The organism is Bacillus sp. NPDC057893, assembly GCF_042796455.1.
Lineage (GTDB): Bacteria > Bacillota > Bacilli > Bacillales > Bacillaceae_G > Bacillus_A.
The window spans coordinates 968,858-990,148 of the sequence record NZ_JBHVNG010000001.1 but is presented as its reverse complement, the minus strand read 5'-3'; the positions used below and the strand labels follow the sequence as shown (position 1 = coordinate 990,148).

22 protein-coding genes are annotated in these 21,291 nt (G+C 37.8%); all 22 read right to left on the bottom strand.

What is annotated here, in order from left to right:
• Positions 1 to 32 precede the first annotated feature (32 nt).
• The gene (gene topA / locus ACFVQC_RS05445) at positions 33 to 2,111 is read right to left on the bottom strand and encodes a type I DNA topoisomerase (RefSeq protein WP_377897576.1); all 2,079 of its coding nucleotides are present in this window, start codon (positions 2,109 to 2,111) and stop codon (positions 33 to 35) included.
• A gap of 144 nt (positions 2,112 to 2,255) precedes the next feature.
• On the bottom strand, positions 2,256 to 3,125 hold the full coding sequence (dprA, locus tag ACFVQC_RS05440) for a DNA-processing protein DprA (protein ID WP_377897575.1): 870 nt from the start codon (positions 3,123 to 3,125) through the stop codon (positions 2,256 to 2,258).
• 88 nt (positions 3,126 to 3,213) lie between these two features.
• Entirely contained in the window at positions 3,214 to 4,116 is a 903-nt protein-coding gene (gene sucD / locus ACFVQC_RS05435; protein ID WP_000115186.1) for a succinate--CoA ligase subunit alpha, read from the bottom strand.
• Between the two features lie 19 nt (positions 4,117 to 4,135).
• Positions 4,136 to 5,296 carry an ADP-forming succinate--CoA ligase subunit beta gene (gene sucC / locus ACFVQC_RS05430; protein WP_002014529.1) on the bottom strand — a complete coding sequence of 387 codons (1,161 nt, stop codon included), beginning with the start codon at positions 5,294 to 5,296 and terminating at the stop codon, positions 4,136 to 4,138.
• Between the two features lie 193 nt (positions 5,297 to 5,489).
• Positions 5,490 to 6,263 carry a ribonuclease HII gene (locus tag ACFVQC_RS05425; protein ID WP_377897573.1) on the bottom strand — a complete coding sequence of 258 codons (774 nt, stop codon included), beginning with the start codon at positions 6,261 to 6,263 and terminating at the stop codon, positions 5,490 to 5,492.
• Positions 6,264 to 6,318: 55 nt separating this feature from the next.
• Positions 6,319 to 7,209, bottom strand: a complete 891-nt coding sequence (gene ylqF, locus ACFVQC_RS05420; RefSeq protein ID WP_002066792.1) for a ribosome biogenesis GTPase YlqF — start codon at positions 7,207 to 7,209, stop codon at positions 6,319 to 6,321.
• Positions 7,210 to 7,229: 20 nt separating this feature from the next.
• Positions 7,230 to 7,781 carry a signal peptidase I gene (gene lepB / locus ACFVQC_RS05415; protein ID WP_377892062.1) on the bottom strand — a complete coding sequence of 184 codons (552 nt, stop codon included), beginning with the start codon at positions 7,779 to 7,781 and terminating at the stop codon, positions 7,230 to 7,232.
• Between the two features lie 100 nt (positions 7,782 to 7,881).
• On the bottom strand, positions 7,882 to 8,226 hold the full coding sequence (rplS, locus tag ACFVQC_RS05410) for a 50S ribosomal protein L19 (protein WP_002014524.1): 345 nt from the start codon (positions 8,224 to 8,226) through the stop codon (positions 7,882 to 7,884).
• Positions 8,227 to 8,372: 146 nt separating this feature from the next.
• Positions 8,373 to 9,107, bottom strand: a complete 735-nt coding sequence (gene trmD / locus ACFVQC_RS05405; RefSeq protein ID WP_002014522.1) for a tRNA (guanosine(37)-N1)-methyltransferase TrmD — start codon at positions 9,105 to 9,107, stop codon at positions 8,373 to 8,375.
• Positions 9,107 to 9,622 (bottom strand): ribosome maturation factor RimM, encoded by a 516-nt coding sequence (gene rimM, locus ACFVQC_RS05400; RefSeq protein ID WP_215557379.1) that lies wholly within the window; start codon positions 9,620 to 9,622, stop codon positions 9,107 to 9,109. The genes trmD and rimM overlap by 1 nt, the downstream gene beginning before the upstream one ends.
• A 121-nt stretch (positions 9,623 to 9,743) precedes the next feature.
• Positions 9,744 to 9,971: a KH domain-containing protein gene (locus tag ACFVQC_RS05395; protein WP_002088196.1), complete on the bottom strand. Its 228-nt coding sequence runs from the start codon at positions 9,969 to 9,971 to the stop codon at positions 9,744 to 9,746.
• Positions 9,972 to 9,985: 14 nt separating this feature from the next.
• Positions 9,986 to 10,258: a 30S ribosomal protein S16 gene (gene rpsP, locus ACFVQC_RS05390; RefSeq protein WP_000268750.1), complete on the bottom strand. Its 273-nt coding sequence runs from the start codon at positions 10,256 to 10,258 to the stop codon at positions 9,986 to 9,988.
• Positions 10,259 to 10,358: 100 nt separating this feature from the next.
• The gene (gene ffh, locus ACFVQC_RS05385; protein ID WP_002111383.1) at positions 10,359 to 11,708 is read right to left on the bottom strand and encodes a signal recognition particle protein; all 1,350 of its coding nucleotides are present in this window, start codon (positions 11,706 to 11,708) and stop codon (positions 10,359 to 10,361) included.
• A gap of 12 nt (positions 11,709 to 11,720) precedes the next feature.
• Entirely contained in the window at positions 11,721 to 12,053 is a 333-nt protein-coding gene (locus ACFVQC_RS05380; protein ID WP_002160734.1) for a putative DNA-binding protein, read from the bottom strand.
• 132 nt (positions 12,054 to 12,185) lie between these two features.
• Positions 12,186 to 13,175, bottom strand: coding sequence for a signal recognition particle-docking protein FtsY (ftsY, locus tag ACFVQC_RS05375; RefSeq protein ID WP_002160733.1), 990 nt, complete (start codon positions 13,173 to 13,175; stop codon positions 12,186 to 12,188).
• A gap of 14 nt (positions 13,176 to 13,189) precedes the next feature.
• Positions 13,190 to 16,759, bottom strand: coding sequence for a chromosome segregation protein SMC (smc, locus tag ACFVQC_RS05370; RefSeq protein ID WP_377897572.1), 3,570 nt, complete (start codon positions 16,757 to 16,759; stop codon positions 13,190 to 13,192).
• Between the two features lie 148 nt (positions 16,760 to 16,907).
• Positions 16,908 to 17,645 carry a ribonuclease III gene (gene rncS, locus ACFVQC_RS05365; protein WP_002146086.1) on the bottom strand — a complete coding sequence of 246 codons (738 nt, stop codon included), beginning with the start codon at positions 17,643 to 17,645 and terminating at the stop codon, positions 16,908 to 16,910.
• A gap of 58 nt (positions 17,646 to 17,703) precedes the next feature.
• Positions 17,704 to 17,937 carry an acyl carrier protein gene (gene acpP / locus ACFVQC_RS05360; RefSeq protein ID WP_002014515.1) on the bottom strand — a complete coding sequence of 78 codons (234 nt, stop codon included), beginning with the start codon at positions 17,935 to 17,937 and terminating at the stop codon, positions 17,704 to 17,706.
• A 69-nt stretch (positions 17,938 to 18,006) separates the two neighbouring features.
• Positions 18,007 to 18,747, bottom strand: coding sequence for a 3-oxoacyl-[acyl-carrier-protein] reductase (gene fabG, locus ACFVQC_RS05355; RefSeq protein WP_377892052.1), 741 nt, complete (start codon positions 18,745 to 18,747; stop codon positions 18,007 to 18,009).
• A complete protein-coding gene (fabD, locus tag ACFVQC_RS05350) occupies positions 18,747 to 19,691 on the bottom strand; it encodes an ACP S-malonyltransferase (RefSeq protein ID WP_002160730.1) in 945 nt (314 codons plus the stop codon). The genes fabG and fabD overlap by 1 nt, the downstream gene beginning before the upstream one ends.
• Positions 19,692 to 19,705: 14 nt before the next feature.
• On the bottom strand, positions 19,706 to 20,698 hold the full coding sequence (gene plsX, locus ACFVQC_RS05345; protein ID WP_002128828.1) for a phosphate acyltransferase PlsX: 993 nt from the start codon (positions 20,696 to 20,698) through the stop codon (positions 19,706 to 19,708).
• On the bottom strand, positions 20,695 to 21,288 hold the full coding sequence (gene fapR / locus ACFVQC_RS05340; protein WP_000747352.1) for a transcription factor FapR: 594 nt from the start codon (positions 21,286 to 21,288) through the stop codon (positions 20,695 to 20,697). Before fapR ends, plsX begins: the two co-directional genes overlap by 4 nt.
• Positions 21,289 to 21,291: the final 3 nt, after the last annotated feature.

Sequence of the window (21,291 nt, the reverse complement as noted above, 5' to 3'; positions counted from 1 at the left end):
TTTCTTCCCGAAAAAAATGTGAGCAGTTACGCTCACATTTGTTGTTCTTCTTCATAATCACACGAAATACATTGTACTTGCACGCCTTTTTTCAACTTTTTCTCTACGAGCATACTTTCACACTTCGGACATTTACGACCAATCGGCTTATCCCAAGATACAAAGTCACATTCTGGATACGTACCGCATCCGTAGAAAAGACGTTTCTTTTTATTACTACGGCGTTCAATAATTTGCCCTTTATCACACTTCGGACAAGTAACACCGATTTCTTTTACAATCGGTTTTGTATTACGACATTCCGGGAAATTCGAACAAGCCATAAACTTCCCATATTTACCCATTTTAAAGACCATCGGGTGACTACATAATTCACAGTCTTCCCCAGCTGGTTCATCTTTAATTTCCACTTCACGCATTTCTTTTTCCGCTTTTTCTAAGCGCGGTTCAAATCCTACGTAGAAATCATCAACAATTTTCACCCAATTTGCATTTCCTTCTTCTACTTCATCAAGGCTTTGCTCCATATTGGCAGTAAATTCAATGTTAATAATTTCTGGGAAAAACTCTAAAATAAGTTCGATTACTATTCCACCAAGCTCAGTCGGAACGAAGCGTTTATTATCTAAAGCAACGTATCCTCGTTTTTGGATTGTTTCAAGTGTCGGTACATAAGTAGACGGTCTCCCAATTCCAAGCTCTTCAAGTGTTCTTACTAGACGAGCCTCTGTATAACGCGGCGGAGGCTGTGTGTAATGTTGCTTCGGTTCTATATCTTTTGAAAATACCGTTTCACCTACTTCTAACGGTGGCAACATCTTATCCTTTTCTTCCGCAACATCATCTTTCGACTCTACATACACTTTCATAAATCCTGGGAACTTTACAACTGATCCACTTGCACGGAACTGAACATTGTTATTAATGAGTTTCGCTGTAACAGTATCCATTATAGCAGATGCCATTTGACTTGCAACAAATCGCTCCCAAATCAGTTTATACAAACGGAGTTGATCACGACTTAAGAAACTTTTTAGTTCCTCTGGCTTTCTCATTACCGAAGTAGGACGAATCGCCTCATGCGCATCTTGTGCTTTCGACTTTTTCGTTTCTTTCTTCTTCTCTGTTCCTATGTATTCCGCACCAAACGCCTCAGTAATGTAATCACGAGCCTCTGTTTGCGCTGTTTCTGAGATACGTGTTGAATCAGTTCTCATATACGTAATAAGACCTACAGTCCCTTGTTTTCCAAGATCCATCCCTTCATACAGCTGCTGTGCAAGCATCATTGTTTTCTTTGCTCGCATATTTAACTTACGCGCTGCCTCTTGTTGCAAGGAAGATGTTGTAAACGGTAATGCAGGGTTACGCTTCCGCTCTTTTCGCGTTACATTTTCAACCGAAAACGCATTGTCTTTCATCTTTTCGATTATTTCGTTCACTTGTGCTTCGTTCGTTAATTGAACTTTTTCACCATCTACACCGTAAAAGCTTGCTTCAAATGTGTCTTTCCCTTTCACAAATTCTGTTTTAATTGTCCAGAATTCTTCAGGTTCAAAACTTTGAATTTCTTTTTCACGTTCGATGATTAAACGAACTGCTACAGATTGTACGCGTCCTGCACTTAATCCTTTTTTTACTTTCTTCCATAATAAAGGACTAATATTGTAGCCAACAAGACGATCGAGTATACGCCTTGCCTGTTGTGCATCTACTAAATCCATATTAATTGCACGAGGATATTTAAATGATTCTTTTATTGCATCTTTTGTAATCTCATTAAATACAACTCGGCAATCTGATTCAACGTCCACATTTAACGTATTTGCTAAATGCCAAGCAATTGCTTCTCCTTCACGATCCGGATCGGCCGCGAGATAGACTTTCTTTGCTTTTTTTGCCGCTGATTTTAAATCTTTTAAAACGGGACCCTTACCACGAATGGTAATATACTTCGGGGTGAAGTTATTCTTTACTTCTATCCCCATTTGGCTTTTAGGTAAATCGCGGACATGTCCCATGGACGCGACGACTTTGTATTTTTTCCCTAAATATTTTTCAATGGTCTTCGCCTTAGAAGGCGACTCCACGATTACGAGGTAATCTGACATGCTAGTGCCTCCTTAAGAGGTGGATTCAAGTCTTCATCAATCTTATTGATTTCTCTTGTTTTTGTCAATCAAGAATGAATATACCATACAGCGACAATCTACCATTTGTCAATAATTGTTTAATAAAAACATAAAAATATATGGTTAATTTAAAATTTCTTCAAGGATATCCTCCGCATTTCTTACTAGCTTTGCACCTTGTTGAATTAGATGATTCGTTCCCGCTGCACTCTCTATAAATATAGGACCTGGAAGTGCAAACACCTCTCTATTTTGTTCTAACGCAAGGTCTGCAGTAATAAGGGATCCACTTCTCCTTTTTGCTTCTACAACTAAAATACCTTTACTTATACCGCTAATAATTCGATTTCTTTTTGGGAAATACCATTTTTTCGGCACATAATGCGGTGGATACTCTGTCAATAACAATATATAATCTTTCCACGTGTCATATAAACCTCTATTCTCCTTTGGATACATATAAGATAATCCGTGTCCTAATATTGCAATAGTCGGGCAATGCTGCCTTACTGCAACTTCATGAGCAATTGTATCTATCCCTCTTGCAAACCCACCAACAATAAGCCATTCTTTTTCAAGTAAAGGTTGTAAAATAAACTTCATACTCTCCTTTCCATATAAAGACGGTTCTCTCGTTCCAACAATTGCTAATTTATTTATCTTGCCAAGAAAATCTCTCTCTCCTTTTCCGTATAAAACAAAAGGGGGATCTTGTATTTCCTGCAATAGTTGCGGATAATCCTCATCCCATATGGTTATATAAAATATTCGATTTTTTTCTAAATAGGATACATATTGCTTTAGATTTGAAGTCTGAAGGAAATTTACTAGTTCTGAAGATTTTTTCGGGGATATTCCAGCGTAATATTCAAATTGTTTCGGACTAAAAGTGTATATTCCCTTCAGTTCTGGATCAACATATAGTAGTCTCTCCATCGCCTTCCAATGATCCGCCAACATGTAATGAAGGTGCAATAAACGTTCTCTTTTCATCTTGATTCTCCTTACCCATAATTTTTATTATGTAAACAAAAAATGTGTAAAAAGACACCCTCTAATAAGAAGGTGTCTTTCAAAAAGATTAGTAGTTTTTACAAGTCTCAAATAATCCCTTTTCTTTTAAAACAGAGATTAATGTTTCACCCATAACAGCTGGTGTTTCCGCTACTTTAATACCACAAGCTTCCATTGTTTTAATCTTTTCAGCAGCAGTTCCTTTGCCGCCAGAAATGATTGCCCCAGCATGACCCATACGTTTGCCTTCAGGCGCAGTTTGACCGCCAATGAAGCCTACAACTGGTTTTGTCATATTAGCTTGTACCCACTCAGCTGCCTCTTCTTCTGCCGTACCGCCGATTTCACCAATCATAATTACAGCATGCGTTTCTTCATCTTCATTAAATGCTTTTAACGCATCAATAAAGTCCGTACCGTTAACAGGGTCTCCGCCGATACCTACAGCAGTAGATTGGCCGATACCTTCTTGTGTTAACTGATGTACAGCTTCATACGTTAATGTACCAGAGCGAGATACGATACCAACATGACCTTTTTTGTGAATATATCCTGGCATAATACCAATTTTACATTCGTCAGGTGTAATAACACCAGGGCAGTTTGGTCCAAGTAAACGTGTATGTTTACCCGCCATATATCTCTTAACATTTACCATATCTAATACAGGGATTCCTTCAGTAATACATACTACTAAATCAATCTTTGCATCAACAGCTTCCATAATTGCATCAGCCGCAAAAGCGGGTGGAACGTATACAACTGAAGCGTTTGCGCCTGTTGCTTTCACAGCATCTTCTACTGTATCAAATACTGGTACGCCTTCAATATCAGTGCCACCTTTACCTGGTGTTACACCACCTACAATTTTCGTACCGTATTCAATCATTTGCTTTGTATGAAATAACCCTTGAGAACCTGTAATACCTTGAACAATAACTTTTGTATCTTTATTAACTAATACGCTCATTTTTCTCCCCCGCTTTCTATTAGCCCACTAGTGAAACAATTTTTTGTGCACCGTCAGCCATAGATTCTGCTGCAACAATATTTAAACCAGACTCATTTAAAATTTTCTTTCCTAACTCTACGTTTGTACCTTCAAGACGTACAACTAAAGGCAACTCAAGACCTACCTGCTTAGTTGCTTCAATAACACCTTCTGCGATAACATCACACTTCATAATGCCACCAAAAATGTTAACGAAGATACCTTTTACATTTTTGTCAGAAAGGATAATTTTGAATGCTTCTGTAACTTTTTCAGCTGTTGCGCCGCCACCAACATCTAAGAAGTTAGCCGGGTCACCATGGTAATGTTTAATGATATCCATTGTAGCCATTGCTAAACCTGCACCATTAACCATACAACCGATATTTCCATCTAAAGGAATGTAGTTTAAGTCATATTTAGAAGCTTCAATTTCTTTTGAATCTTCTTCTTCAAGATCACGAAGTTCTAAAATGTCTTTATTGCGATATAACGCATTAGAATCAAAGTTTAATTTTGCATCTAACGCCATAACTTTACCGTCACCTGTTGTAACAAGTGGATTAATCTCAGCGATAGAGCAATCTTTTTCGATAAACGCACTGTATAAGCCCATCATAAACTTCACAGCTTGTCCTACAAGTTCTTTTGGAATATTGATGTTAAACGCGATTCTACGCGCTTGGAAACCTTGTAAACCTACTGCTGGATCAATATATTCTTTAAAGATTTTTTCAGGCGTTTTTTCTGCTACTTCTTCAATTTCTGTTCCACCTTCTTCAGATGCCATTAAAACAACTTGAGAAGTTGCACGATCTAATACAAGACCTACATAATATTCTTTTTTAATATCGCAACCTTCTTCGATAAGTAAGCGTTTTACTTCCTTACCTTCAGGACCTGTTTGATGCGTCACAAGTGTAGTTCCTAAAATGCTTTCTGCATATGTACGAACTTCTTCTAAATTTTTCGCAACTTTTACACCGCCAGCTTTGCCGCGTCCACCAGCGTGAATTTGCGCTTTAACTACACATACTTCCGTTCCTAATTCTTTCGCTGCTTCTACAGCTTCTTCTACTGTAAATGCAACCTTCCCGTTTGGAACGCTAACCCCATAGCTTCTAAGGACTGCCTTACCTTGGTACTCATGGATATTCATAGTCCCATCCTCCCCTGTTTTCCTGTTTTACTCAAAAAGTTTTTTAATGTTTAAAAAACATTACATTGCCATTGTATAAGATGATTGGCACGCTGTCTACAATAAAGTGTCAGAAAACTGAAATCGCTTTATTCTTTTTCGAAAATAATAATGTTTATATACCAAAATAAAAAATAAGCTGTGAATATACAGCTTATTTTTGAATCATATCTTTAATTGGCGCAAATGATTTTCGATGTTCCTCTAATACTCCATGTACTTCAATCGCTTCTAAATGCTGTTTCGTCCCATATCCCATATGTTGTTCAAATCCATATGCAGGATACTTTCCTCCTAACTCTTTCATCATGCGATCTCTCGTCACTTTCGCAATAATAGATGCAGCTGAAATAGAGACACTTTTCGCATCACCTTTAATGATTGATGTTTGCGGAATTGATGTAGGAAGCTTCATCGCATCGATTAATAAATATTCTGGTGTACATGATAAATTAGCAATGGCATCTAACATCGCTTGCTTCGTCGCTTGATAAATATTTATTTCATCAATAACTTGTGGTGATATAATTCCAACTCCAATCGCAATTGCATGCTCTTTAATTTCATCATAAAAACGCTCACGTTTCGCTTCACTTAATTTTTTCGAGTCATTTAATCCTGGAATATAAAAATCTTCCGGAAGGACGACAGCCGCCGTCACAACCGGTCCTGCTAACGGCCCACGGCCCACTTCATCAATACCAGCAATGTACGTGAGCCCTTTTTCACGTAACTCATTTTCGTACTTTGACATTTCTAGAAATTTCTCTCTTTCTTTTTGCGCTAACTCTTTTTGTTTATACCACTTCAAAATTAGTTTTTGAACACCTTTTCTCTCATCTTTCACTAACATTTGAAAACGCTCGTCTTCTTCACTCATAATTTCTTGCAGCAAACATCCCGCTTCTTGAATAGTCATTTTTTGCATTCATTTACACTCCTTTTAAACGTAACCAAAAAGAAAAGACGTACAAACGCACGTCTTATACTTCTTCTACTTTTTCTACATCTTCCACCTGCTCTGCAAACTCTTCTGGTGTTTCAAATGTCATTTTCCCAAATCTTCCACCACGAAGCTCACGAAGTATAAGCTCAGATGTTTTATCATAATCAATCATTCCGCCGCCCATTAAGCAACCTCTGTTTTTTCCAATTGCATCAAATAACTCCACAATTTCTTCTGGAATGTCATTTAACTTATATCGCTCTTTTAAACGTTCTGGATAATGTTTTTCCATAAAACGTAGTGCATAAATAGCTACATCCTGTAGATTTAATATAGAATCTTTAATTGCACCCGTCGTCGCTAAACGAAGACCAACTAATTCATCTTCAAATTTAGGCCACAAAATACCTGGTGTATCTAATAATTCCATTTCTTTCCCAACTTTAATCCACTGCTGAGCCGTTGTCACACCAGGACGGTCTCCTGTTTTTGCTATATTTTTCTTCGCTAATTTATTAATCAGTGTAGATTTACCAACGTTTGGAATACCTACAATTAAAGCACGAATTGCTCTTGGTCTAATGCCTTTAGCAACCATTTTATCGAATTTTTCTTTGACAAGCACTTTACAAGCTGCTGCAATTTCTTTCATACCTTGTCCAGCTTGTGCATTAATTGAAATTGCCTTTTGACCTCTTTCATCAAAATATGCAATCCACTGTTTTGTAAGACGATCATCCGCCATATCCGCTTTATTTAAAACAACAAGCCTTGGTTTATGCGTAATAATTTCATCAATCATTGGATTACGAGAAGATAAAGGTAATCGAGCATCTACAAGCTCAATTACAACATCAATTAACTTTAATTTTTCTGTTACTTGGCGTCTAGCCTTTGCCATATGTCCCGGGAACCATTGGATTACCATGTTGCCACCTTCTTTTTCTTTTATTTCACAATACGTGCATCTTTTAACGGCCAATATAGCATATTTGCTTTACCAATCACTTGTTCCATTGAAATTGTACCAATCGAACGGCTATCTTTACTAAAACGACGATTATCGCCTAAAACAAATAATTGACCTTCTGGAACAGTTTTCTTTCCTGTCATTTCTTCAAGAGTAAAATCATATGTAAGCGGTCCGTCAGCAAGTTGTTTTTTCTGCTTATCTAAATACGGCTCCTCATAAGGTTTCCCGTTAACATATAGTTTATCATTACGGTATTCGATTTCGTCGCCTGGCAGGCCAATAATACGCTTAATGTAATCTTTTTCTTCCGTCGCTCGGAATACAATAATATCAAAGCGTTTCGGATCACCTATGTGATAGCCAATTTTATTAACAATCATTCGATCACGGTCATGTAAAGTCGGCGACATCGATACACCATCTACGAGAATTGGGGCAAAGAAAAACTGTCTAATTACGCCCGCTAATACAACAGCAATCAAAATTGCTTTGATCCATTCCCAAAGTGAGCTCTTCTCTTTCTTCATGCTTTCCCCTCCACAGTTATGTAAGCTGTTCGTATTATACCAAAATTTCATATAGATTGGAAAAAGGGAGCTTGTGTATTTACAAGCTCCCATACATGTCTTATCGAATTTCTTTAATACGTGCTTTTTTACCGCGAAGGTTACGTAAGTAGTATAACTTAGCACGACGTACTTTACCACGGCGAAGTACTTCGATGTTCGCGATTCTTGGCGTGTGAACTGGGAATGTACGCTCAACACCTACACCGTAAGAAATCTTACGAACTGTGAATGTTTCACTGATTCCGCCACCACGACGTTTAATTACAACACCTTCGAAAAGCTGAATTCTTTCACGAGTTCCCTCAACTACTTTTACGTGTACACGTAAAGTGTCTCCAGGACGGAATGAAGGAAGGTCAGTTTTCAATTGGCCTTTTGTGATTTCTGTGATTAATTGTTGCATATTAAATTCTCTCCTTTAAACAGATGCTCTTATAAAGTCTTATTAAATTACAGCGGAACATCGTTAATACGGCTACTGATTTCAGTAGCACAAATGTTATAATAGCATATTGCTAGGACTGTTGCAATAGAAAATATATCAAGCCCTTATCGGTCTTCTTTAATCTGTTCCAGCCATTTCTCTTCTTGCTTAGATAATTCTCGTTCTTCCAGTAAATCCGGTCTACGTGTGTACGTACGACGTAGTGACTCTTTATGGCGCCATTCATCAATGTTTTTATGATTTCCTGACATTAGTACATCCGGTACCTTCATACCACGAAAATCAGCAGGACGTGTATAATGTGGGTGCTCTAACAAACCTGTGCTAAAAGAGTCTTCCACTTGTGACGTTTGATTCCCAAGCACTCCTGGCAAAAGACGTACAACACTGTCAGTGACTACCATAGAAGCCAATTCTCCACCCGTTAATACGTAATCCCCAATAGAAATCTCATCTGTTACAAGATGCTCACGAATTCGTTCATCATATCCTTCATAATGGCCACATACAAAAATAACATGCTCTTCTCCAGCAAGCTCTTCTGCCTTCTTCTGCGTGAAACGCTCTCCTTGTGGACACATTAAGACGATTCTCGGCTTACGGTCTGTTTCCTTCGTTAACTCTTCTACTGCGTCAAAGATAGGCTGCGGGGTTAATACCATACCAGCGCCCCCACCATACGGATAATCATCTACACTATTATGCTTACTAGTTGTATACTCACGGAAATTGACAACACGAAGCTCTACCGCTTCTTTTTCTTGTGCTTTCTTTAAAATTGAAGACCCAAATACTCCCGTAAACATATCTGGAAACAATGTTAAAATGTCAATTTTCATTATAGTAGCCCTTCCATTACATGAATGGTTACTAATTTTTTTTCAATGTTAACTTGAAGTACAACGTCATCAATATAAGGAATTAACAGATCTTGACCCTTTGGACGTTTAATCACCCAAACGTCATTCGCACCAGGAGATAGAATCTCTTTGATTGTCCCTAACGCTTCTCCTTCTTCCGTTACAACGTTGCAACCAATAATTTCATGGTAGTAGTATTCACCTTCAGCTAGTTCGCCTAACTGCTCTTCTGGTACTTTTATTAAAGAACCTTTAAACTTCTCTGCTTCATCTACATTGTTGTATCCTTCAAATGTTAATAAATCAAATGTCTTATGTTGACGATGGGCAGTTACCTTCACTGTAAGATAGTCTGTACCTTTCTCATCCCATATGTATAACGTGTTCCCTACTTTATATCGCTCTTCTGGAAAATCAGTACGAGAAATAACACGAATTTCTCCTTTTACGCCATGAGTATTTACAATTTTCCCTACGTTAAACCATTTTGTCATAAATAGTATGTCACCCCTGGTTTCTATATAAATTAAGCATTTCCATTTCATATATGGAACATGCAATTTCTCTTTAAATGTTAAAAAAGGGAGAGGAAATAACTCCTCGCCCTTTTTACGTTTATTGAATTTCCAGTGTGACGTTCTCATCATTATGATGTCCCACTGAATACAAGAGCATTCGAATCGCTTTCGCGACTTTCCCTTGCTTTCCAATGACTTTTCCAACATCCTCAGGATGTACAGTTAATCGATACTTTATTTCTCCGTTGCAAAGTTCCTGTGTAACTTTTACATCTCCAGGATGATCCACAAGAGGTTTAACAATTGTCTCGACTAACATTTTCATTGTCATTGCCTCAATTACTTACCTTGTTTAGATAAGTGGAATTTCTCCATGATACCTTGGTTAGAGAAAAGGTTACGAACTGTATCAGATGGTTTAGCACCATTTCCTAACCATTTTAATGCTGCTTCTTCGTTGATCTTAACTTCCGCTGGTTGAGCAACCGGATTGTAAGTACCGATTTCCTCAATGAAACGTCCGTCACGAGGAGAACGAGAATCTGCAACAACTACACGATAGAAAGGAGTTTTTTTAGCTCCCATACGTTTTAAACGAATTTTAACTGCCATTTATAAAGCACCTCCGAATTTATTTCACACAGATAATTATATTAGCAAAAAGACTATTGCTTTGTAAAGTATTTTTTCTTAACAGAGCCATCTTTTTTCCTTACATGAATGGAAACTTCAATCCACCTAGTCCTTTTTTCTTACCTTTTTGCATTCCCGTCATCGTCTTCATCATTTTTTTCATATCATCAAATTGCTTGATTAGACGATTGATTTCTTGTACCGTTGTACCGCTACCTTTGGCAATGCGCTTTTTACGACTAGCATTGATTATTTCCGGTTGTTCTCGTTCTACTTTAGTCATAGAACGAATAATTGCCTCAATATGCCCAATTTGTTTTTCATCAACTTGTGCATTTTTCAGCCCTTTAATTTTATTTGCACCGGGAAGCATTCCTAACAATTCGTCAAGCGGTCCAAGTTGACGCACTTGTCCAAGTTGTTCTAGGAAATCGTCAAGCGTAAACGAAAGCGTACGCATTTTTTGCTCAAGTTCTTTTGCTTTCTCTTCATCAACTGTAGCTTGCGCTTTTTCAATTAATGTTAAGACGTCACCCATCCCTAAAATACGGGATGCCATACGTTCTGGATGGAACGCTTCAATTGCATCTAGTTTTTCACCCATACCAGCAAATTTAATTGGTGTATTTGTTACAGCCTTAATAGATAATGCCGCACCACCGCGCGTATCACCATCTAATTTCGTTAATACAACACCTGTTAATCCTAACTGTTCATGGAAACTTTGTGCTACATTTACCGCGTCTTGTCCTGTCATCGCATCGACAACAAGGAAAATTTCATCCGGTTTCGCAACTTCTTTGACTTTCGCTAATTCATCCATTAGTTCTTCATCAATATGCAGGCGACCCGCTGTATCGATTAAAACATAATCGTGATGATCTTCTTTTGCTTTCGCAATCGCTTGTTTCGCAATTTCAACCGGACTTACTTGATCTCCTAAGGAGAAAACAGGCATGTCCAATTGCTTCCCTAATGTTTCAAGCTGTTTAATTGCTGCTGGACGGTAAATATCCGCTGCAACAAGCATCGGTTTACGATTATGCTTTTTACGAAGCAAATTCGCAAGCTTACCTGTCGTCGTTGTTTTACCCGCACCTTGCAGACCAACCATCATTATAACAGTAGGTGGCTTATTAGCAACAGCAATTTTGCTTTGCTCTCCGCCCATAAGTTCTGTAAGTTCTTCCTGTACGATTTTAATTACTTGTTGTCCAGGTGTCAAACTTTTCATTACATCTTGTCCGACAGCACGCTCAGACACACGCTTTATAAAATCTTTTACTACTTTAAAGTTAACATCCGCTTCTAAAAGAGCTAGACGAACTTCTCTCATCATTTCTTTCACATCGGCTTCAGAAACTTTTCCTTTGCCGCGGATTTTTTGCATTGTCTGTTGAAGTCGGTCGGCTAATCCTTCAAATGCCATATTGCCGCCCTCCTAATCTAATTTTTCGATAGCTTCAACAACTTGTTTCATTTCTTCATACACATGCTCTTCTTCGCTGATTAGCTGTTTTAGCTTTGCAACAAGTCGCTGTCGCTCTTGAAACTTTTGAAGTAATACTAATTTATCTTCATATTCTTCAAGCATCGCTTCAGTCCGTTTAATGTTATCATACACGGCTTGGCGACTTACATCAAATTCTTCCGCAATTTCACCAAGAGATAAATCATCTAGATAATAAAGCGACATATAACTTCTTTGTTTTTGCGTTAACAACGATTGATAAAAATCAAATAAATAATTCATTCTCGTTGTTTTCTCGAGCATGTTGGATCATCCTTTGTTAAGTGATTTCCCTTTACATGATTTAGTTTACATGGAGTACAAAAGAGTGTCAAGTTTTTTTCTTAACATCACATATTTTTATAGAAAAAGAAGCGGAAATACCGCTTCTTTCACTTACACTTCTTCTGTTTCTACTAAGTTCGCAAACAAACCATAAACATATTGTTCTGGATCAAACTGCTGCAGATCATCCATTTGCTCTCCTAGCCCAACAAATTTCACCGGAACATCCATTTCGTTACGAATCGCTAAGACGATACCACCTTTAGCAGTTCCATCTAACTTCGTTAAAACAATACCAGTAACATTTGTTGCTTCACGGAATGTTTTCGCTTGGCTTAAGCCATTTTGTCCTGTTGTTGCATCAATAACTAGTAATACTTCATGAGGAGCCCCTGGTACTTCACGCTCAATTACGCGCTTCACTTTCTCTAACTCTTTCATTAAGTTTACTTTATTTTGTAAGCGTCCTGCTGTATCACATAGTAATACATCCACTTTACGGGCCTTTGCCGCTTGTACAGCATCATACATAACCGCCGCTGGGTCAGATCCTGATCCTTGTTTAATTACTTCTACACCAACACGATCGCCCCATACTTCTAATTGTTCAATCGCCCCAGCACGGAATGTATCTCCTGCCGCCAATAGGACAGACTTACCTTCTGATTTAAATTTATGTGCAAGCTTACCAATCGTCGTCGTTTTCCCCACACCATTAACACCAACAAATAAAACTACCGTTAATTGATCCTCTTGTATATTAACTTCATTACTAAAGTCGCTGTCACCTTTGTAAATTCCCACTAGCTTTTCAGAAATAACAGCCTGTACTTCTTTCGGATCTTGAATGTTGCGACGTTGCACTTCTTCTTTCAACTGATCAATTAATTCCATCACTGTCGAAACTCCGACATCCGCACTAATTAAAATTTCTTCTAATTCCTCAAAGAAATCTTCGTCTATTTTACGGTAACGGTACACTAAGTCATTTACTTTATCAGCAAATGAATTTCTCGTTTTTTCTAATCCTTGTTTAAACTTCTCTGTTACCGTATCCGTTTGTTTTGAAATTTTTTCTTTTAATTTTTTTAAAAAACTCATACTTCCCATCCTTCCTATCTACTTGCAACAAGTTCTTCGCCATCATCTAAACGAACAGAAACAAGCTTCGATACCCCTGATTCTTGCATTGTGACACCGTACAATACATCAGACTCTTCCATTGTACCTTTTCGGTGTGTAATTACAATAAACTGTGTTTCATCACTAAATTTCTTTAAATACTGCGCAAAACGAGCAACGTTTGCCTCATCAAGAGCTGCTTCTACTTCATCTAGTACACAGAATGGGACTGGACGTACTTTTAAAATACCAAATAAGAGCGCAATTGCCGTTAAAGCACGCTCTCCCCCTGAAAGTAAACCTAAGTTTTGTAGTTTCTTTCCTGGTGGTTGCGCTACAATGTCAATACCAGTATTTAGTAAATCTTCTGGATTTGTCATTACTAAATCCGCTCTACCGCCTCCGAATAGTTCAGAGAATACATATTGAAACTCTGTTCGAATCCCTTCGAACGTAGTAGAAAAGCGTTTTTTCATCTCTTCATCCATTTCCATTATAAGTTGATGCAATGTCGATTTCGCTTCTTCTAGGTCATCTCTTTGCTCTAATAAGAATGTATGGCGCTCTGCTACACGTTCATATTCATCAATTGCCCCTAAATTTACTGCGCCTAACTCTTCGATGGATAGTTTAATTAGTTTCACCTTTTTACGTGCATCTTCTGCAGGCATCATCATTGTATACTTAAGTTTTGCCGCTTCAAATGAAATAGTATATGTTTCACGTAAATGTTGCAATCTATTTTCCAGCTCTACATCAAGTCGGTTAATTTTCACTTCTTGATCTTTCAGCATCTCAAGAATATATTTATGTTTACCTATTGTTTCTTTCGCACCGCGCTCTAAATGCTCTACTCTTTCTTGCAATGATACGCGTTGGTCACGACGAGAACGAATTAACTCCGAAGTTTGATTACGATCATACGCTTTCTTCTCAATCATATTCGTAATTTGTTCTTCGCCACTTGAATTAGATGTCATCTCTTGCTTTAAGAACGCTAAATCTTCCTTCGTTTTTACAAGCGTCGCATCAGTCTCTTCTTTTTCCTTCGTCAATCGTTCGACTTTTTCTTTGTGATTAGACAAACGTTGTTGTTGTTCAGCAGCTTGTACTTTTAGCTCCGTCATTTCCTTCTGAACTTTTTCTTTTGAAGAATGTTGTTCACTTTTTTGTTTCGTTAAAACGACGATTTTGCTATCTAATTCCCCAATCTCCGCTTGAAGAGTCGCTAAAATCTTTTCTAACTCTTCTTTACGCCCTTGCATTTTTACTTGATCTTGTAAAAATCCTTCAATCTCTAAATCGTAAATCGATAAACGATCATTAATACGATGTTCATCTAATTCTAAACGATTAATTTCTTCTCTTAGCTTCTGTTCATCTACACGTTCGGTCTCTACACCTTGGCGTAGCTCTCGTATTTGTACTTCTTTTTCTTGAATCTCTTGCTTTACTGCTTTAACAAAGTTTTCTAGCTTCGTTGTTTTTTCTTCCATGTCAGTTAGTTTTTTAGTCCACTCTTCAAGTTCACGTTGACGTCCCAATAAAGAGGATTTCGCCTGTTTTACAGCTCCACCCGTCATAGAACCACCCGGATTCACTACGTCACCTTCGAGTGTTACAATACGATAGCGGTATTGCAGTTGTTTCGCTAACTCATTTGCTCCGCGTAAATCTTTCGCAACAACAACAGTACCTAATAAACTGGAAACTACATTCTCATATTTATTATTGTACTGCACAAGTTCTGCCGCTACACCGACAAACGATGGATGCTGGTTCACAATGCGTAATTGATCAAATGATAGCGATCGGCTTTTAATAACAGCTTGAGGTAAAAACGTTGCACGGCCATGTTTATTTTGCTTTAAAAATGCAATTGCATTACGAGCATGTTCTTCTGTTTGTACTACGATATGTTGCATCGCTGCCCCAAGGGCGATTTCCATTGCGATTTCATATTCTTTCGGCACAGTCAGAAGTTCTGCAACAGCTCCCTCAATACCTTGTAGCCTATCTTCTCTAGCCTTTAATACTTCACGTACCCCTTGATAGAAGCCAGAATAGTCCTCTTGCATCTCTTCTAACATTTCTTTCCGAGAGCTCACCTGTTGCACAAATTGATACGCTTGATACAGTTTCGTTTCATTTTCACTATACTGTGACTTACATTTCCCAAGTGCCGTTTCTGTCTTCTGTATGTTAGAAATAATGCCAGCTATTTTCTCTCTCGCTTGCTCATAACTTTCTACAAGTTTCGCCTTTTTCGCTGTAATTCCCACACGCATCTGTACATACTTTTCATTTTCTTCATCAAGTCGTTCGTTTTTAGAGTTTTGCTGTTTTGATTGTTCTTCAATCATAGATAATTCATTACGAAGACTTGCTTGTTGATTTAAAAGTTCAATATAGTCACCTTTTAAATTCTCAATTTGTTCCTCTAAATTCTCAGCAAAAGTCGCAAGTAATTGCTCGTTATCATGCAATTTCTTCTCCAATTCTTTTACTTGATTCACAAATTGCATTAACGCTTCTGTACTTGTTTCAATTTCGTCATCATAACTTGTAGCTTTCTCTGTTAACTCAACAATTAGCTTTTCAAGCTGCGTACAATGCGTCGTTGCATTTTGCTTTCTTTCCTTTAACAGCTCGCGTTGCCCTTCTAGTTTTTCTAGTTCTTTACTAGACAGAAGGAGAACTTCTTGTAAGGAATTTACAGATTCATCAACAGCTTGTAATTGCCCGCGTAATTCCTCAAGCTCTTCTTCACTTTTTTGTAAATTCGCCGACATTTTAGCTTCTTCATCTTTATTATGCCCAAATTGATTTCGAAGCGCTTCCCACTTTTCATGTAATTCTTCAATTTCATGTACAATAAGCGCAGCTTCTACTTTCTCTAATTCTTCTTTTTTCTCAAGATAATCTTTCGCAATAGAAGCTTGTCTTTCTAGTGGTTCTACTTGACTACTTAATTCGTGAATAATATCTTGTACACGATTTAAATTTTCTTGTGTTTCCGCCAATTTCCCTTCAGCTTTCTTTTTACGAAGTTTGTATTTCAGCACACCCGCAGCTTCTTCAAATACACCACGACGTTCTTCTGATTTACTACTCAAAATTTCTTCGACTTTCCCCTGGCTAATAATTGAAAAAGCTTCTCTTCCCATACCAGAGTCCATAAATAAATCAATAATATCTTTCAATCTACAAGATTGTTTATTAATATAAAAATCACTATCACCCGAACGAGATACACGACGCGTTACACACACCTCGTTATATTCAATCGGTAAGCGTTGGTCTTCATTATTTAAAGTTAATGTAACTTCAGCAACATTAACCGCTCTTCTCGTATCACTACCGGCAAAAATAATATCCTCCATCTTTGCACCGCGTAATGACTTTGCAGATTGTTCACCAAGTACCCAGCGAATTGCATCAGTAATATTACTTTTCCCGCTCCCGTTAGGTCCTACTACAGAAGTTACACCTGGAACAAAATCGACAGATACACGCTCAGCAAAAGATTTAAATCCTGCTATTTCTAATCTTTTTAAAAACACGAAAGGCCTTCCTCCTATTCTCCGTTGTTGTAAACGTTGTCTGTACGAAAACAAGCTACTATACGGATTTCCCACTCCTTTTATTTATAAATAAAAGGAAAGTTTCATTCTATGCATAAGGAATCCCCCTCATTCAAAGGGGGATTCCTTATGATTGTTCTTTTAATTTTTTCAATGCTTCTGCAGCAGCTTGTTGCTCTGCCTCTTTTTTTGACTTACCACTCCCAAGACCTAATGCCTCATTATTTAAAGTTACACGGGACACAAATTCTCGGTTGTGGGCCGGTCCTTTTTCTTGCAAAATTTGATACTCAATATTGCCACTACCATCACGCTGAATCAATTCTTGCAATTGACTCTTATAATCCATCACATGAGAAAAAGCACCTTCATTAATTTTTGGATATACAACTTCTTTTAAGTATCCCCAAACTGTTTCTAGCCCTTGATCAAGATAAAGGGCACCAATAAACGCTTCAAAGACATCCGCTAATAAAGCTGGTCGTTCACGTCCACCCGTCATTTCCTCACCTTTTCCTAATAAAACAAGGCTACCAAATGACATTTCGTTTGCAAAACGAACCAGAGATGGCTCACATACAATAGCTGCACGTAGTTTTGTTAACTCTCCTTCGCTCATTGTCGGATATTTTTGAAACAGATACTGTGATACAGTGAGTTCCAATACAGCATCGCCAAGAAATTCAAGACGCTCATTGTCCTCATGCGGTTTTTTTCGATGCTCATTCACATACGATGAATGCGTAAATGCTTGAATCAATAATTTTTCATCTGTAAACGTAATACCTATCTTTTCTTGAAATACTTTAAAAGCTTCACGATATTTTGTTTCGTATTTTTTTTCTCTATGTTTTCGGTACGGCATAGGTCCCTCCAGATATAAGCCGAGAAGCCCCGTTAAAAAACGGGACTTCACTTAAGCATTATAGATGACTCTCTATGTAAGTCACAGCATCGCCAACAGTAGCAATCTTTTCAGCATCTTCATCAGAAATTTCCATTTCGAATTCATCTTCTAATTGCATTACAAGTTCTACTACATCTAGGGAGTCTGCGCCTAAATCTTCTTTGAAGCTTGCAGCTGGTACTACTTCAGTTTCTTCTACTCCTAAACGATCAACGACAATTTTTGTTACACGCTCTAAAACATCTGCCATTTTATTCACCTCCCCTCAAATATTATATAAAATATTGTCCAAAAAAACTAGGTGAAATCGATTCTTTTATTACATTACCATACCGCCGTCAACATTTAACGTTTGACCTGTAACATATTTACTTTGATCAGAAGCGAAAAACGTTACAGTATTTGCGATATCTTGTGCTTCTCCAAACTGAGCCACAGGAATTAATTTTAACATTTCTGCTTTAATATTTTCATCTAATACATCCGTCATATCAGTCGCAATAAACCCTGGAGCAATTGCATTTACAGTAATATTTCGGCTCGCTAATTCTTTTGCTGATGTTTTTGTTAATCCAATTACACCAGCTTTAGCAGCAACATAATTTGCTTGTCCTGGGTTTCCTGTTACACCAACAACAGAAGCGATATTAATAATACGTCCATGACGTTGACGCATCATATAGCGCGATACTGCTTTCGTACATAAGAAAACACCTTTTAAGTTTGTATTAATAACTGTATCCCATTCTTCTTCTTTCATACGCATTAATAAATTATCTTTTGTTACACCAGCGTTATTTACAAGAATATCAACTTGTCCAAACGTATCTACAGTTTGTTTCACCATTGCAGTAACATCATCAGCATTTGCAACATCTGCTCTTACTGCAATGGCATCTGAACCTAATTTCTTTATTTCATCAACTACTTCATTCGCCTTTTGCTCATTACCGGCATAATTTACTACAACATTTGCCCCTTGTTTCGCTAAATCAATGGCAATCGCACGACCAATCCCACGTGACGCACCAGTTACTAATGCTACTTTCCCTTTTAACATCAGCTTTCTCCTCTCAAATTTGAAATGGTATCTTTTAATGTCTCTTCATCATATATCGCATATGCTTTCACTGAAGAATCAATCGACTTCATAAGACCAGCAAGTACTTTTCCAGGTCCGATTTCAATAAATGTATCTACCCCTTGATTCACCATATACTCAATAGATGGGTACCATAATACAGGCGAATAGAGCTGTTCAATTAGCTTTTCTTGAATATCTGTACCACGTGTAATAACATCTGCCGTAACATTTGCAATAATAGGAATATTCGTGTCTTGAATTGTAATTTCATTTAAAACACTTTGGAATTTCTCAGCAGCTGGTTTCATAAGAGAGGAATGAAACGGTCCACTCACTTTGAGCGGAATTGCTCTTTTAGCACCATTTTCTTTCGCTCTTTGAGAAGCAAGTTCTACTCCTTGCTTTGTTCCAGAAATAACAATTTGCTTCGTACTATTCATATTAGCAATTTGTACTGCGTATCCTTCACTTGTTACTTCTTCTGTAACTCGTTTCAGCATATCTGGATCTGCACCTAGAATAGCTGCCATTGCACCTTCCCCGCCTGGAACAGCTTCTTCCATATATTCCCCACGTTTCCTTACAGCATATACAGCGTCTTCGAATGTTAATGCACCAGCAGCTACAAGAGCGCTATATTCACCTAAACTATGTCCTGCGACAAAATCAGGTGTAATATCATACTCCTTCAAAGCTGTTAAAATTGCAAAGCTCGTTGTTAATAGTGCCGGCTGCGCATTTGTCGTTAATGTCAACTTTTCCTGCGGTCCTTCAAAAATCACTTCTGAAAGAGAATCATGCAAAACCTCATCCGCTTTTGCAAACACTTTCGCAACCTCTTTATTATTCTCCGCTAACTGTCTACCCATTCCAACTGCCTGTGAACCTTGGCCCGGAAAAAGAAATGCTATTTTTCCCATTTCAAATCCTCCTCTTATTGAAGCGGCTCCTTCTCCATTACACTTGAAATTGTAGGAATTACTTCTTTCGCTACCATTTCTCTCGTTTGACGAATCGCACTAAATATCGATTGGTCATTAGAAGAACCGTGAGCCTTAATGACAGGAGCTTTCAATCCAAACAACGCCGCTCCTCCATACTCCGAATAATCCATTTTATCTTTCAATACCATAAGTTTTGGTTTTAATACCGCTGCTGCTAATTTGCTCGTAAACGAACTCATTAATTGTTCTTTTAACATAGAGAATAACGCAAGTGCTGTTCCTTCTAATGATTTTAGCGCTACATTACCCGTAAAACCATCACATACAACAACGTCTGCTACACCTTGCAATAAATCTCTTGATTCAACGTTTCCAACGAAATTAATTGGTGCATCCTTGAGCATAGCAAAGACCTGTTTTGAAAGCTCGTTTCCTTTACCATCCTCTGTTCCAACGTTTAAAAGTCCAACGCGTGGATTTTTAATTCCTCTTACCTTCTCTGCGTAAACAGAGCCCATTACTGCATATTGATATAAATGAATTGGTTTTGCATCAACGTTGGCTCCAACATCTAACATAACAAAACCTTCTCCATCAACAGTTGGCATTGTAGGTGATAAAGCTGGTCGTTCAATTCCTTCCATACGACCAACAACAAACAATCCAGCTGCCATCAAAGCTCCTGTACTACCTGCTGATATACAAGCATCCGCTACACCGTCTTTTACTTGCTGCGCCGCTAGTACCATTGAAGCTTGTTTTTTTCGACGAACCGCTCTTACTGGTTCGTCTGTCGATTCAATTTTTTCGTCCGTATGAAGTATAGTAATTCGCTCTTCACTCGTTAAATATTGACGAATTCCCTCTTCTTTCCCTACTAACGTAATATGTAAATCTGAGTATTCCTTAATAGCTTTCATTGCTCCTAATACTACAGCCTTTGGTGCATGATCGCCGCCCATTGCATCTATTGCGATTTTCATAAGTTGTTACCTTCCTCACTATAATTACTAGATCGATACATTTCAAAAGTGCCTGTAAAAACAAGTTCTTCTCCAACAAAGCTACGCACTTTGACAACCGTCCGTCCTTTATCATTCTCTACATCTTCAACACGTGCTTTTGCAACAACACGCTCTCCTAATTTTACAGGACGAATATATCGAATGGTGGACTTTGCAGTTAAAGCTAATTCTTCATCAATAACCGCAACAGCTAGTGAGTTTGCTTGCGCAAACAAATGATGCCCACGAGCAATTTGATTTCTTTTAAATACATGTTCTACCTTTACTTCAAAGATAGAAATCGCATGTCTATCTAATTCTATATCGATAATTTCTCCGACAACCTCTTCTAACGGTAAAGATTTCACATCTTCTTCATGTTGTTTTGTAGCCACATGCTTAATTCGTTCTCTTAATTCCGGAATAGATAATTCCATACGATCAAGACGAACAGTTTGTATGCTCACTTGAAATTTTTCCGCTAAATCTTCATCCGTTATAAAAGGATTCGTTTCTATTGTTTGTTGTAATAATTCTTGTCTTTCTTTTTTACTTCTTCTTTTTTTCATACC